The organism is Rhodoferax sp. U2-2l (assembly GCF_020594515.1).
Taxonomy (GTDB): Bacteria; Pseudomonadota; Gammaproteobacteria; order Burkholderiales; family Burkholderiaceae_C; genus Rhodoferax.
The window spans coordinates 47,644-62,344 of the sequence record NZ_JAJCTH010000018.1; the positions used below are offsets into that span (position 1 = coordinate 47,644).

At 62.1% G+C, this 14,701-nt stretch carries 12 protein-coding genes; 5 read left to right on the top strand and 7 right to left on the bottom strand.

Annotated features, from left to right (window positions below; all coding sequences use genetic code 11):
* Positions 1 to 47: 47 nt before the first annotated feature.
* The 3 genes from LHU53_RS16155 to bchE all read right to left on the bottom strand — a co-directional run bounded on the left by LHU53_RS16155 (position 48) and on the right by bchE (position 3,357).
* A complete protein-coding gene (locus LHU53_RS16155; protein ID WP_227333799.1) occupies positions 48 to 953 on the bottom strand; it encodes a YihY/virulence factor BrkB family protein in 906 nt (301 codons plus the stop codon).
* A gap of 125 nt (positions 954 to 1,078) precedes the next feature.
* Positions 1,079 to 1,681: a bacteriochlorophyll 4-vinyl reductase gene (gene bchJ / locus LHU53_RS16160; protein WP_227333801.1), complete on the bottom strand. Its 603-nt coding sequence runs from the start codon at positions 1,679 to 1,681 to the stop codon at positions 1,079 to 1,081.
* A complete protein-coding gene (gene bchE / locus LHU53_RS16165) occupies positions 1,678 to 3,357 on the bottom strand; it encodes a magnesium-protoporphyrin IX monomethyl ester anaerobic oxidative cyclase (protein ID WP_227333803.1) in 1,680 nt (559 codons plus the stop codon). The genes bchJ and bchE overlap by 4 nt, the downstream gene beginning before the upstream one ends.
* A gap of 195 nt (positions 3,358 to 3,552) precedes the next feature.
* Here bchE and mutS point away from each other — a divergent pair, with 195 nt between their 5' ends.
* The gene (gene mutS, locus LHU53_RS16170) at positions 3,553 to 6,171 is read left to right on the top strand and encodes a DNA mismatch repair protein MutS (protein ID WP_227333805.1); all 2,619 of its coding nucleotides are present in this window, start codon (positions 3,553 to 3,555) and stop codon (positions 6,169 to 6,171) included.
* 10 nt (positions 6,172 to 6,181) lie between these two features.
* On the opposite strand, the gene LHU53_RS16175 is transcribed toward mutS, so the two are convergent.
* A complete protein-coding gene (locus LHU53_RS16175) occupies positions 6,182 to 7,516 on the bottom strand; it encodes a ferric reductase-like transmembrane domain-containing protein (RefSeq protein WP_227333807.1) in 1,335 nt (444 codons plus the stop codon).
* A gap of 150 nt (positions 7,517 to 7,666) precedes the next feature.
* Between LHU53_RS16175 and LHU53_RS16180 the strand changes: the two genes are divergently transcribed.
* Both LHU53_RS16180 and LHU53_RS16185 read left to right on the top strand, forming a co-directional pair.
* Entirely contained in the window at positions 7,667 to 8,494 is an 828-nt protein-coding gene (locus LHU53_RS16180; RefSeq protein WP_227333809.1) for a proteasome-type protease, read from the top strand.
* Positions 8,495 to 8,669: 175 nt separating this feature from the next.
* Positions 8,670 to 9,488: an alpha/beta fold hydrolase gene (locus LHU53_RS16185; protein WP_227333810.1), complete on the top strand. Its 819-nt coding sequence runs from the start codon at positions 8,670 to 8,672 to the stop codon at positions 9,486 to 9,488.
* Here LHU53_RS16185 and LHU53_RS16190 read toward each other — a convergent pair.
* Genes LHU53_RS16190 through LHU53_RS16200 form a run of 3 tightly spaced genes read right to left on the bottom strand, consistent with a single transcriptional unit; the run spans position 9,474 to position 13,244 of the window.
* Entirely contained in the window at positions 9,474 to 11,123 is a 1,650-nt protein-coding gene (locus LHU53_RS16190; RefSeq protein WP_304621938.1) for an ATP-binding protein, read from the bottom strand. The two genes, LHU53_RS16185 and LHU53_RS16190, sit on opposite strands and share 15 nt — an antisense overlap.
* Complete coding sequence (locus LHU53_RS16195) at positions 11,120 to 12,406, bottom strand: HD-GYP domain-containing protein (RefSeq protein ID WP_227333812.1); 1,287 nt, start codon at positions 12,404 to 12,406, stop codon at positions 11,120 to 11,122. The genes LHU53_RS16190 and LHU53_RS16195 overlap by 4 nt, the downstream gene beginning before the upstream one ends.
* 4 nt (positions 12,407 to 12,410) lie before the next feature.
* Positions 12,411 to 13,244, bottom strand: coding sequence for an undecaprenyl-diphosphate phosphatase (locus tag LHU53_RS16200; protein WP_227333814.1), 834 nt, complete (start codon positions 13,242 to 13,244; stop codon positions 12,411 to 12,413).
* Positions 13,245 to 13,387: 143 nt separating this feature from the next.
* On the opposite strand from LHU53_RS16200, the gene LHU53_RS16205 reads away from it, so the two are divergent.
* Together LHU53_RS16205 and LHU53_RS16210 are read left to right on the top strand one after the other, a co-directional pair.
* A complete protein-coding gene (locus LHU53_RS16205; RefSeq protein ID WP_227333816.1) occupies positions 13,388 to 14,047 on the top strand; it encodes an LON peptidase substrate-binding domain-containing protein in 660 nt (219 codons plus the stop codon).
* Between the two features lie 62 nt (positions 14,048 to 14,109).
* The gene (locus tag LHU53_RS16210) at positions 14,110 to 14,700 is read left to right on the top strand and encodes a hypothetical protein (protein ID WP_227333818.1); all 591 of its coding nucleotides are present in this window, start codon (positions 14,110 to 14,112) and stop codon (positions 14,698 to 14,700) included.
* The last annotated feature ends 1 nt before the right edge of the window (position 14,701 follow it).

Below are 14,701 nucleotides of genomic sequence, written 5' to 3' on the forward strand. Positions count from 1 at the left end.
ACGTCAAGACCACCCGGCTTGACCCGCCAACCACCGCGCGTCCGCGGTCAGGCCGGACCGGTCATCACGCTGGGCACCGCGCCGTCTTTGGCAGGCAGCGGTTGGCGTGAGCCATACGCATTGGCATAGACCCAGGTGAATTCGGCCCCGATCAGAAAAATCTGCGCCGAGTAATACACCCAGAGCAATACCACCACCAGCGAGCCCGCCGCACCAAACCCGGTGATGGCGCCACTGCGACCAATGTAGAGACCAATCAGGAATTTGCCAAACGTGAACAGCGTCGCGGTGAACACGGCCCCGGTCCAGACGTCTTGCCACTGCACCTGCACCCGTGGCATCACCTTGTAGATCAGCGCAAACATGGCCGTGACCATCAAGAAGCTGCCCACGGCGTTGACCGCTGCAGCCAAGGTCAGCCAGCCGCCAAACAGCGGTTGCAGCCAGCTCCCCATGGCGCCCAGCACCGAACTCACCACCAGCGACACGATCAACAAAAATCCGATGGCCAGAATCATCCCGAACGACAGCAGCCGCGCGCGCACCAGCATCAGCCAGCCCGGCCGGGATTCACGCGCAGGCACGTGCCAGATGCGGTCGAGCGAGTCCTGCAACTCGGCAAACACCGTGGTCGCGCCCACCACCAGCATCAGCAGGCCAACGATGGTCGCCACCGAGCCTTCCAGCGGTTTGTCCACGCTGGAGAGCAAATCCTGAACCGCTTTGGCACCGCCTTCACCCATCAAAGCACTGAGCTGCAGCGCGATTTCGCCGCGCGCCGCGTCCTCCCCAAAGATGAGGCCCGCCACGGCGATGACGATCAGCAACAGCGGCGCCAATGAAAACAAGGTGTAGTAGGCCAGCGCCGCCCCCATGCTGGGCGCATAGTCGCCCAGCCAGGAACGCATCGTCTGCTTCAGCAGCGACCAGAAGGCATCAGGATCCCAGGGCATGTCAGAGCGGCGCCTCAAAGTAGGAACAAGGGGGCGAGTATGGAAGCTTGGCGCTGCCAATGCTGTTCGGCAGCGCACGCATGGGCCGGGTTGGCGCTCTTGCCGTGCGGCAGCGCCAACGCCAATCAGCGCCAGGTCAGCTCAAAGCGGCAGACGTCGTCGCCTTGGGCTTCGCAGTCGGTCTCGTTGACTTTGGTTTGGGGGTGCACCAGCACCTGAAACAGGCGCTCAAAGGTGGCGGAATAAAAGTCGCACACCGGCACGTCGGTGCGCACCTCGCGGCACAGCGGGTTGTTGCGGATGGTCAGCACCACCGTCTGCCCCACCGCGTAGCTGAACTCGCCGCTGCCGGCAAACGTCCAGCTGTGGCCACCAATGGTTTTGAGCAACATGCGCGCCGACAGCGCCGCAGGCAGCGCCTTGAACACCACCTGGGCAAATTTCGGGATGCGGTTGGCCAGCAAGTAATCAGCGGTTTTGAGGCCCGCTTTCCAGGTGATGTTGGCGCAGGTCGGCTGACCCAGTTGGGCGCGCAGCACGTTGTGCAGGCGCAGCACCTCGGCCTCATTGACCATCTTTTCGGGCAGTTTGACCAGGTAATGACCCAGCCCGGCCTGCGCAAACAGGCCGGCTGTCACATCCTGCCCAAAGGTTTCACGCAGCGCCTCGGCCACGCGGATGATCGCGTTGGGGCCGATGCGGCCCGCAACGCCCTCGGCTGAACTCATCCGATCTTGGCCATTTCTTCTTCGGTCATCTGCTCTTTGCCACCGCCGCAAGCCGATACCGGCAGCTTGGCGGCAGCTTGGGCGGCAATGGCTTCGGCGGCGATGTCCTCGCCCTTCTTGCGGCGCATCTCGATCTTGGGTCCGTGCATGGTCACCCAGCCTTCATCGGCCTGGGCCACCAAAGCGGCGTCCGGACGGGTGCGGGTGGTGGCGCTCTCGAACTTGAAGTCCACCTTTTTCTTGCTCTGCGGGCCCCAGTAACCGACACGGCCCAGGTCGTAGAACTTGCGCTCAAAACCACTCTTCAGGAACGCTTTCAGGCAACCCATCAGGTACTTGCGGCGCACCGGGTCGCGCGTCCAGGGGTACTGGAAGAAGGTCTTGTTCATGAAGAACCGGCGGTAATTGTTCATCACCCGGTCCAGCAGCTCGGCGCGGTCCATCGCGTTGGGCTTCATGATGGGGGTGACAAAGTTGTACTTTTCGTAGTCGAACACTTCGACCTTGTCGCCGAGTTCCTGGAACAGGTCGGAGAACGGCCACGGTGTGTACATCGCCCAGTTGGCCATGTCGGGGTTCCAGTCGCGTGTCATGCGGTAGGTTTCCTCGATGGTCTCGGCGGTTTCGTTCTCCAGACCGACGATGAACTGGGCCTCGGTCACGATACCGGCTTCGCGCAGCAGGCGGATGGCCTTCTTGTTCTGCTCGATGGTGGTTTCCTTGTTGAAGCGGTCCAGCTGCAACTGCGCCGCGGCTTCGGTGCCCAGCGAGATGTGGATCAAGCCCGCCTTGCGGTACATCGGCAGCAGCTTCTCGTCGCGCAGGATGTCGGTCACGCGGGTGTTGATGCCCCAATACACCGGCAGCTTGCGCTCAATGAGTTCTTCGCAGAACTGGATGAATTTCTTGCGGTGGATGGTGGGCTCTTCGTCGGCCAGGATGAAGAAGCCGACCTTGTGGTTCTTGACCAGGTCCTCGATCTCGTCCACCACCTTTTTCGGGTCGCGGATGCGGTAGTCGCGCCAGAACTTCCACTGGCTGCAAAAACTGCAGGTAAACGGGCAACCACGCGCAAAGTTGGGGATGGCCACGCGCACATTCAGCGGCGTGTAGATGTATTTGCTCCAGTCCAGGATGCCCCAGTCGGGCGTGATGGTGTCCAGGTCTTGAATGGGCGGCTCGGCGGGGGTGGAAACAATCTTGCCTTCGTCGTTGCGGAAAGCGATGCCCGGCACCGATTCGCGGTTTTGCATGAAGGTACCGGCGTCCACGGCCTTCACCAGGTTCAGGAACACCTGTTCACCTTCGCCCCGCACCACGGCGTCAATCCAGGGCGACTCACCCAGCACCTGCGAGAACATGAAGGTGGCGTGGATGCCGCCCAGCACGGTCACGATGTTGGGGTTGACCTCTTTCACCACCTGCAACAGGCGCTGTGCCTTGTAGATGGACGGGGTGATGGCCGTGCAGCCGACGATGTCGGGCTTGATCTCGGCAAACTTCTGCCGCATCACGTCTTCACTCAGGTCCAACGTCATGGCGTCGACAAACACGATGTCGGTGTAACCGCCTGCCTTCAGATAACCCGCCAGGTAGGCGACCCACGCTGGAGGCCAGGTACCGGCAATTTCAGCACCACCCGAGTGGTAATTGGGGTGAACGAGCATTACGCGCATAACGTTTCCAGTAAGTTGAAGGACAGGGCTAATGTGCCTAGGGTGGTGTTTTTAGACATTGATGAATGTCAACTTTTGTTGACATTCTGGTGGCATTTTGACCTGCCTCAACGCTTTGGGCAAGGGCTTGGGCCCGCACAGAACGGATTGGGATTCAACCCGGTCCGGGTGGGGAAGCTTGCTAGACTTCCCACAATGACCGATACCGCCAAGACGCACACCCCCATGATGACCCAATACCTGGGTCTGAAGGCGGACTACCCCCACACCCTGCTGTTTTACCGCATGGGTGATTTTTATGAGCTGTTTTATGCCGACGCCGAAAAAGCCGCGCGCCTGCTCAACATCACCCTGACGCAACGCGGCCAGTCCGGCGGCCAGCCGGTGGTGATGGCAGGGGTGCCGTTCCACTCGGTCGACACCTATCTGGCACGCCTGATCAAGCTGGGCGAGTCGGTTGCCATCTGTGAACAAGTGGGCGATGTCGCCAGTGCCAAGGGGCCGGTGGAGCGCAAGGTGGTGCGCGTGGTCACCCCCGGCACCCTGACCGATCTGGAACTGTTGAGTGACAAAACCGAAGCGCTGCTGCTGGCGGTGCACCAGGGCCCGCGCAACCATTGCGGCCTGGCCTGGCTGAGTGTGACGCAGGGCGTGGTGCATCTGGCCGAATGTGTCGCCGACGACCTGGCTGCCTGGGTGCAGCGCATTGGCGCGGGCGAGCTGATTTTCAGCGCTGGGGCCACACCGGCTTTTGAGGCGCGCCTGCGCGCCCTGCCCGCCACGCCGCCGCTGTCGATCTCGGTGCGGCCCGACTGGCAGTTTGACGCGGGCCTGGGCCAGCGCACGCTCATCCAGCATTTGCAGGCCGCCAGCCTCGCGCCCTGGCAGGCGCAGGACCTGGTGCAGGCCCATGCCGCGGCAGCCGCCCTGCTGGCTTACGCCGAGCACACCCAGGGCCGCACCCTCACCCACATCCACAGTGTGCAGGTGCAGCGGCAGGACGAGCTGATTGACCTGCCTGCCACCACCCGGCGCAACCTGGAACTGGTGCAGACCCTGCGCGGCGAGGATGCGCCCACACTGTTTTCGCTGCTGGACACCTGCCAGACCGGCATGGGCAGCCGCCTGCTCAAAAGCTGGCTGCTGGCGCCCCGGCGTGACCGTGCGCAAGCGCGCCAGCGGCTGGGCGCCATCGAGGCGCTGCGTTCTGGTGCGGCCCTGTCGACCGGCGCGGGCCCGTGGGCCAGCCTGCGCCAGCAGCTCAAGGGCAGCACCGATGTGCAGCGCATCACCGCGCGTATCGCGCTGCGCCAGGTGCGCCCGCGCGAGCTGGTGGGCCTGCAAGTCACACTCCAGAAAACAGAGCTACTGGCTCCCGCCATCGAAGGGCTTGAACTCTATTTGAGCGAGATTTCCCAGCATCTGCGGCCACCCGCGGGCTGTGCCGACTTGCTGCGTGCCGCCATCGACGCCGAGCCCGCCGCGCTGGTGCGCGACGGTGGGGTGATCGCCAGCGGCTTCGATGCCGAGCTGGACGAGTTGCGTGCCATCCAGACCAACTGCGACGGTTTTTTGCTGGACCTGGAAACCCGCGAACGCGAGCGCACCGGCATCAGCAACCTGCGCGTGCAATACAACAAGGTGCACGGCTTCTATATTGAAGTAACACAAGGTCAGGCCGCCAAAGTGCCCGACGATTACCGGCGCCGCCAGACCCTGAAAAACGCCGAGCGCTTCATCACCCCCGAACTCAAAGCCTTTGAAGACAAAGCCCTGAGCGCGCAGGAGCGTGCGCTGGCGCGCGAAAAGTGGTTGTATGACCAGCTGCTGGACCAGTTGCAGGCCTTTGTGCCGGCGCTGACCCGCCTGGCCGACGCGCTGGCCACGTTGGACGCCCTGTGTGCACTGGCCGAGCGCAGCCTGACCCTGGACTGGTGCGCGCCGCAGTTCGCCCGCGAGCCGTGCATCGAGATCGAGGCCGGGCGCCACCCGGTGGTGCAGGCCCGGCTGGCTGAACTGAGTGCGGGCAGCTTCATCGCCAACGACACGCGTCTGACCCTGAAGCAGCGCATGCAGATCATCACCGGCCCGAACATGGGTGGTAAATCGACCTACATGCGCCAGATTGCGGTGATTGTGCTGCTGGCCAGCATCGGCAGCTACGTGCCCGCCGCCAGCTGCCGCCTGGGGCCGATCGACGCCATCCACACCCGCATCGGCGCGGCCGACGACCTGGCCAATGCCCAGTCGACCTTCATGCTGGAAATGCTGGAGGCCGCGCAAATCCTCAACACGGCCACGCCCAACTCGCTGGTGCTGATGGACGAGATTGGCCGCGGCACCAGCACCTTTGACGGCCTGGCGCTGGCCAGCGCGATTGCCACCCAGTTGCACGACAAAACCCAGGCCTACACGCTGTTTGCCACACATTATTTTGAGTTGACCGAATTTCCGGCCACGCACCACAGCGCCATCAATGTGCATGTGAGCGCCGCGGAATCAGGCCGTGACATTGTTTTCCTGCACGAAATCCAGCCCGGTCCGGCCAGCAAAAGTTACGGCATCCAGGTGGCGCGTCTCGCCGGCATGCCCGCCGCGGTGGTCAGCCACGCCCGCCACACGCTCGAAGCCCTGGAGGCACAGGCCAGCCAATCCCAGGCACAAGTGGATTTGTTTGCCGAGCCACCCATGCTTGAATCGGCCACCACCAGCGCTTTGGAGATGGCGCTGGACGCCATCAACCCGGACAACTTGAGCCCGCGTGAGGCGCTGGAGGCGCTGTACCGGCTCAAGACCCTGGGCAGCAGCACCTGAGCCAGAGACTTCAGCGCATCTCAAACAACTCCTGGTGAAAGCGGGCCGGGACCAAGCCCATGGCCACAAGCTCATTTTTCAGCGCCTGCCCGAACCTGGCCGGGCCGCAGAACCAGACATCGGCATCACGCCATGCCGGCACTTGCGCGGCGATGCGGGCCGCGTCAAGCCGCCCGTCGCGCTCATCCCAGAGCACATGCAGCCGGACCTGGGCGTCGCGCGCGTCCTGCGCCATCAAATCCATCACCTGGGGGTCATACACCGCCGTGGTGTGAAACAGATCGATGGCCTTGCCATCCGGCGATTGGGCCAGCGCTTTCATGCGCGAGATAAAGGGCGTGATGCCAATGCCGCCGCCGACCCAGATCTGGCGCCGGGTTGGCCCCTGAAAATTGAAGCGTCCGTAAGGGCCTTCAACCTCGACCACATCCTTGAGCTCGAGCGTTTGGGCCAGGGCGCGGGTGTAGTCACCCAGGGCCTTGATGATGAAGGTCACGCGGCCATCGTTGCGCCACGCCGACGAAATGGTGTACGGATGCGGGCCCTCGTGTTCGTGCAAGGTCACAAAGGCAAATTGACCCGCCTCGTGGCCCGGCCAACGCCCCTTGAACGCAATATCCACCTGCACCACCTCCAGAGCGGCATGGTGGCGGATGCCCACCACCTCACCCACGCATGGACGGCGGTTGACCACGCGGCCGAGCAAGACCATCACCGCGGCCACGCTGCCAGCGGCCATCAGGACGGCCATGACCGGCCCCAGCAAGCCGCGCCAGTCGTCAAACTTGAGCAAGATCACCGAGTGCGCGACCAGCACCAGGTAAGCCACCGCCAGCAGGTGGTGGGTTTTGAAAAAGTGCCGGTACGGAAAGCGCTTGACCAACGCCAGCACCATCAGCACCGCCGCGGCATAAAACGCCCATTCCCCAATGCCTTCGGCCAGACCGCGCTGGCTCATGAACCACTGCTCGATCGAGCCCTCGGCCAGCACCGGCTTGGGCCCACGCACCGGGCGCGCCAGCCAGCCCCAGCCCACCGCCCACTTGGGCACCACCGCCAGAGCCCAATGGCTGATCGACAGCACCAAAGCTGATATGCCCAGCCACTTGTGCAAGCGGTACATCTTGTCGAGCCCACCCAAGTACGGCTCAAAGCACACCGGCCGCACCGCCAGCACCATGGCCAGGCTCATCACGCCCATGCCCAGCACGCCGCTGTACTGCATCAGGGTGGCGCGCCAACTGAAAAAGTCGGTCAATTGGGCCCAGGCGGGCGGGTCTGTCAACCACCACAGGGCGGTCAACCCCAGCAGATAGGCCCAGAAAAATCGTTGGATGTGTTTCATGTAAGTTCAAATTTGTGGTGACAGGACAAGCCTATCCGGCCCAGGTAACTTTGTGTAAACAGCGGGTGTCGCGCCGACAAAGATCCGGCAAACCCGTTGGCACGCCACACAGCCCCCTACACTCAGACCTTTGCCCACAAAATTTTGACAATGACTTACTGCGTCGCCATCAAACTCAATGCCGGACTGGTGTTTCTGTCCGACTCCCGCACCAACGCCGGGCTGGACCAGATCAGCACCTTTCGCAAGATGATCGTCTACGAAAAACCCGATGACCGCTTCATGGTGCTGCTGTCGGCGGGCAACCTGAGCATTTCGCAGTCGGTGCGCGAAATTTTGCAAGTTGAGCGGCTCAAGGACCACGACGAAGACGACGGCATCACCATCTGGAACGCCAAAAGCATGTTTGACGCCGCGCGCGTGCTGGGCGCCGCCATCCGTCACGTGTATGAGCGCGACGCCGCCGCACTCAAGCTCGCCGGCGTGGATTTCAACGTCAGCCTGATTTTTGGCGGCCAGATCAAGGGCGAAGGCATGCGCCTGTTCCAGGTGTATTCGGCCGGCAACTTCATCGAGGCCACGCCTGAGACCCCGTACTTCCAGGTGGGCGAGTCGAAATACGGCAAACCGGTGCTGGACCGCGTCATCACCCCCACCACGCCGCTGGACGAAGCCGCCAAGTGCGCGCTGGTATCGATGGACTCGACCCTCAAATCCAATCTGTCGGTCGGCCTGCCGCTGGACCTGGTGGTGTACGAGACCGACCGCTTCCAGACCGACAAGGTGGTCTGCATCGACGAAAACAACCCCTACTTCAAGATGCTGCACAACAGCTGGGGCGTGAAACTGCGCGAGGTGTTTGACAGCATTGAAGACCCGATGTGGAACGGCGAAGTCACCAGCGTGCCGCTGATGATGACCGCCGGACGCAGCCTGCCGCTGAAAAAAATCAGCACCCCGGAAGAAAAGTTAATCTGAGAACTTTGCGGGACAGACCAGGGCTACACGCAGTGAGCCTGCTCTGTCCCCAACCGATCAAAGATGGCGGGACACCCCAAGGCGACACGCAGTGAGCTTGCTCTGTCCCCAACCGATCAGAGCTTGTGGGACAGACCAGGGCGACACACAATAAGCCTGCTCTGCCCCCAACCGAATGAACATCGTTTTTTCCCACGCCAACAGCTTCGGCGCCGACACCTACCGGGTGATGTTTGCGGCGCTGCGCCAGCGCGGTCTGGCGGTGCAGGCCATTGACCAGTTCGGCCACGACCCGCGCTACCCGGTCACCAGCAACTGGCCGCATCTGGTGCAGCAACTCATCGACTTTGCCCGGCCACAGGTGCAGGCGGCGGGGCAACCGCTGTTTTTTGTCGGCCACTCGCTGGGCGGTTTTCTGAGCCTGATGGCTGCTGCCAAAGCACCTGAACTGGCGCGCGGCGTGCTGCTGCTGGACGCCCCGGTGCTGGGCGGCTGGCGCGCCACCGCGCTGGGCGTGGCCAAACACGCCCAGCTGGTGGGGGCGGTGTCACCCGGCAAGGTGAGCCGACGCCGACGCAACCAGTGGGCCGACGCCGCCGAGGCGCTGGCGCATTTTCAAAGCAAGCGCGCCTTTGCCCGGTGGCACCCGCAGGTGCTGGCTGACTACATCAACCACGGCACGGTTGACACGCTGGTGGACGGCCAGCCCAAACGCACGCTGCGCTTTGCGCGCGAGGTGGAAACAGCCATCTACAACACCCTGCCCGACAACCTGGAAGCCATGCTCAAGCGGCACCCGGTGCGCTGCCCGGTGGCGTTCATTGGCGGCACCCAGTCGACGGAGATTCGGCAGGTGGGCATGGCGCTGACCCAGCGCGTGACGCATGGCCGCATCATGATGCAAGACGGCAGCCATCTGTTTCCCATGGAGCAGCCGCTGGTGACGGCCGCCACCATTGAGGCCGCCTTGCTGAACCTGTCAGCTGCGGGGTAAAAAGACCGTCATGGTGGTGCCCTGGCCCACCACGCTTGTCACGTCGATGTGACCGCCGTGTTTCTTGACAATGTCATACGACAGCGACAGACCCAGCCCGGTGCCTTTGCCCACCGGCTTGGTGGTGAAAAACGGGTCAAAAATGCGTTTCAGGTTCTCGGGCGCAATGCCATTGCCCGTGTCCTGCACCGTGATCCAGACCTGGTGCTCGTCAAACCCGGTGCGCAAGGTGATGCGGCCCTTGTCCACCAGCGACTGCGAGGCATTGACCAGCAGGTTCATGAACACCTGGTTCAGCTGGAACGGGTAACACATGATCTGGGGCAGACCGGCAAACTCCTTGACCACCTCAGCCTTGTACTTGAGTTCGTTCCAGACCACCCGCAGGGTGCTTTCCAGCCCGGCTTCCAGATCGGCTGGCTGACGGGCAGATTCATCCACCCGTGAGAAATTCCTCAGGTCCTGCACGATGCGCGTCACGCGTTTCAGGCCATCCAGCGACTCACTCAGCAGCTCGGTGATGTCGTCACACATGAAAGCAAAGTCGATGTCTTTCTTGACCTGGGCAATCTCCTGGGCAGCCGGTGCGGCCAAGGTGCTCTCCACCCGCTCGTACGCGGCCAGCAGCTTGAGCAGGTGCAACACATAGGTCTGCAGCGAACCCAGGTTGGAGTTGACAAAACCCACCGGGTTATTGATTTCATGCGCCACGCCAGCCGCCAACTGGCCAATGGAGGCCATGCGCTCGGACTGCATCAGCTGCGCCTGCGTGGCTTCCAGCTCGTCGACCAGCTGCGCCAGGCGCTCCTTTTCCTGGTTGACAGTGGCGTTGAGCGCGTGCAGCGCGGCGGTGCGCTCCAGCACCCGCTGCTCCAACCGATCACGCGACTCGCGCAGGGCCTGCGCGTCCAGGGTGTGCTGGGTAATGTCCTGCACGCTGAAGACGCGGCCAATGATCTGCTCGTCCAAGTACTGTGGCCGGGAGCTGAGCTCGAACACCCGACCGTCCTGGTGGCGGATGGTGTCCTCGGTTTCGGCATGGTCCACCACCGCGTTCAGACGGGCGCGTACCAGGTCCTGCTCCCGCACCGAGGCCACGATGAACGCCAGCACCTGCTCGTCGTCCTGCGCCAGCAGCAACGCCTCGGGCAGCGCCCACATCTTGCTGAACTGGCGGTTCATGCTGTTGAGCTTGCCGTGCCAGTCCAGCACCAGAATGCCATTGCCGGTGGACTCCAACGTGGCACGCAACTGCGACAGGGTCTGCGCCAGCGCGTCCTGCACCTGGCGCACACCCTGCGCCTGGGTGGCCAGCACCAGCATCAGCTGGCGCCCGTCCTGCGCCAGCAAGCGGACCGATTTGGTCACGGTCAGCAATTCACCGTCGGCGCGACGGTACTGGCTCTCTTGGTGGTTGACCTCGGCCAGCTGACCGGTGCGCACGTCTTCCCAGTAAAAAACGTCCTGCAGCGCGCTCTCGATGTCGGTGATCAACAGGCGGGTCATCTGCTCGGGCGTGTAATCCAGCGCCAGGGCGACCGGTGCATTGACCTTGACAATTTGCAGACTGGCCGGGTCCACCAGCAGCAGCATCTCCCGGCTGCTGTCCAGCATGAGCTGGGCCAGGTCGCTCATGGACGGCTCGCTGGCGGGCGCTTGGCAGCGGCATCAAAGTAATAACTCACCCGCTTGCGCGGGCTGAGGTAGTGGTACACCTCGCGCGGCACCTGCGCCGGGCGGATGGCCTTGCTGATGTTCAAGTCCACCTGGGAGTCCATGTCCAGCAAAATCGCTTCTTCCTTGGGCACGTCGGCGTCGTACACCACCACAATCGGTTTCATCGGCCGCGTTGTGTTCACCGTGGAGACCATGCCGATGAAGCCGTTGGACAACTGCACGATGGTGCCCGGTGGGTACACCCCCAGGCAACGAATGAAGGCGCTCAGCAACTTGGGGTCGAACTTGCCGCGCAGTTTGGCAAACATCAACGAGAGCGCCTCGTGCGGGGTCAGCGCGTCGGCCAGCAACAGCGGGTTGCACAGCTCATCGTAATAGTTGGCAATCACCACCACACGCGCCAGCAGGTGGATCGCCTCACCTTTGAGCTTATGCGGGTAGCCCGTGCCGTCAAACAGCTCATGGTGCTGGCCAATGATGGCCATGGCCGCTGACGACAATTGCATGCGCTTGCCAATTTCAACGCCGTAAGTCGGGTGCAACTCGTAAAAATTGCGCTCGGCCGGCGTCAGCGGATCGGTTTTCAACAAAATTTTGTCGGGCACTTCCTTGCGGCCAATGTCATGCAACAAGGCGCCCACACCCAGCACACCCACCACCTCCACCGGCAACTTCAGATCGCGCGCCATCATCATCGACAGCATGGTGACATTGAGCGCATGAAAGTACAGCTCTTCACCCCCCAGCTTGTCGCCCATGACCTGAATGGCCAGCTCGGGCGCGCTGAGGATGGAGTCCGCGATTTTCTGCACCAGCTTGCTGGCCTGCTGCACGGTTTCAACGGGGCGGCTGTAGAGGTTTTTCTCGATGTCGCGCACGGTTTGCGCGGTGTCCACAAAAGCGCGCTCAATGCGCTCTGCCGTGTCACGGCGCTGCTTCATTTGCGCCATCATGGCGCGTTTGGCCAACATGGCCGGTGACGGCTCTTGGGGCGCCTCGGGTGGCGGGACAACCAGCGCCAGCGTGTTGTCTGACGCAAGCACCGTTGGCAGCGCCACGTCGCTCAGTTCCGGACTCAAGCGCAGGGCTTTGAGCCCCAGGCTGCGGATCGTTTCAATCTGGTCGGCGCTGGTGATCTTGAAGTGGCTGAACGCAAACGGATGGTCAAACCACTTCATGTCCAGGTGGACATACATCCCCACCTTCAGCTGGTCGGGCGTGATGGTGGTGGTTTGCACCATGCGCTCACGCAGCCCAGGTCACCGTGCCAGTCCAGGCGGTGGCCAGCACCACCAAGCCAAACACAATGCGGTAGTAGGCAAAACCGACAAAGCTGTGGGTGGAAATGAACGCCAGCAGCCAGCGGATGCATAACCACGCGCTGACAAACGACATCACCAGCCCCACAGCAAACATCGGCACATCAGCCAAAGACAACAAGGCGCGATCTTTGTACAGGCTGTAGGCGCCCGCGCCGATCAGGGTCGGTATCGCCAGGTAGAACGAAAAATCCGTGGCCGCCTTGCGCGACAAGCCCAGCAACATGCCACCAATGATGGTGGCGCCGCTGCGGCTGGTGCCCGGAATCATGGCAAAACACTGCACCAGGCCCACTTTCAAGGCGTCCATCGGCGTCATGGCATCCACGTCATGGATACGGGCCACCGCGGGGTTTTTGGCCTGGCGGCGCTCCGCCCACAAAATGATGAAGCCGCCAATGATGAAGGTGCTGGCCACCACCACCGGCGTGAACAGGTTGGCCTTGATGGCCTTGCCAAACAACAAGCCCAACAACACCGCCGGAAAAAAGGCGATCGCCACGTTCAACGCAAAGCGCTGCGCCTGCTGCTCAGACGGCAGCGCCACCACCGTGTCGCGAATTTTTTGCCAATACACCAGGATCACGGCAAAGATGGCACCGGTCTGGATGGCAATGTCGAACACCTTGGCTTTGTCGTCATCAAAACCCAGCAGCGCGCCCGCCAGAATCAAGTGTCCGGTGGACGAGATGGGCAAAAACTCGGTCAAACCTTCCACCAGCCCCATGATGGCGGCCTTGATCAACAGCACAATATCCACGCAATCTCCTAGTCTGATCAACGATTATCACAGCCTGCACAGTACGGCAACCCGCATTCACAGCAGAAACCGGGCCAGACCCCGCCCAGGCCAGGGTCGAATTTTCGTGGGATCATTAACGCCCATACCGAGCAAATTGAACCATGACCGACACGCTTGCCCTCCAATCCTTGCCGCTGTTTCCGCTGGGCACGGTCCTGTTTCCGGGCGGCTACCTGCCGCTGCAGATTTTTGAGGTGCGTTACCTCGACATGATTGGCAAGTGTTTCAAGACCGGCGCGCCGTTTGGCGTGGTGTCACTCAACCGCGGCAGCGAGGTGCGCCAGGCCCCCGGCGGCGCACCGGGGGGTGACAACTTTGCCGAGGAGATTTTTTACCCGACCGGCACCCTGGCCCGCATCACCCAGCTGAGCCGACCGCAACCCGGGCTGATGCTGATTCAATGCACAGGCGAACAGCGTTTTACCGTCAGCAACCACCACCTGATGAAACACGGCCTGTGGGTGGCCGATGTGGCCCTGCTGCCTGATGACCAGCAAGTCACCATTCCGCCCGACCTGAAGGCCGTGGCCAACACGCTGAAACGGGTGATTGACACGCTGCACGAGCAGCATCTGGAGGCCGAGCAAATGCCGATCCAGCCGCCCTACCAGCTCGACGACTGCGCCTGGGTGGCCAACCGCTGGTGCGAGCTGCTGCCCATGTCGCTGGAACTGAAACACCGGCTGATGGCGCTTGACAACCCGCTGGTGCGGCTGGAGCTGGTGAGCGACCTGCTGGAGCGCAACGGCATCCCGACCTGATTGCATAATGGCAGGTCTGGCACACCATCGCCCACAAGCCGTTATGTCACAGGTGACCCATCATGAGTATTCGCTACGCCAACGTCCTCAACCACCTGCCCGAAACCAAGATGCGGCTTTACCCCACCAAGGTGATCAACATCATTGGCGGGCCGGGCAGTGACAAATCGCTGTTTTCAGCGGCCATCGTGCTGCACCTGAGCCTGCACGGCAAAACGGTGGAAACCATTCCCGACTTTGCCAAGTCCCTGGTCTGGCAGCAGAACTTCGAGGTGCTGAAAAACCAGTATTTCATTGCCCAGCGCCAGTATGAGATGCTCAACCTGATTGACGGCCAGGTGCACTTTTTGATCACCGAATGCTCTTTGCCGCAAGTGCTGTTTTACAACGAAAACTACGCCGACAACATCTGCGACGTGGCCAAAACCCGCGAGCAGATCCTGGAGTGGTACCGGCAAAACGACAACGTCAACATTCTGGTCAAGCGCGGTAACAAGAAATATGTGCGCAGCGGGCGTTTTCAGGATGAAGAACAAGCCCGCGAGGTGGACCAGGGCCTGCGCGAGATTCTGGTGCGCGAGCGCTTGCCGTTTACCGAACTTCCGCCCGACCTCAAAGCCATCCACGCCTTTGCCGAAACGCTGATGGATTAAC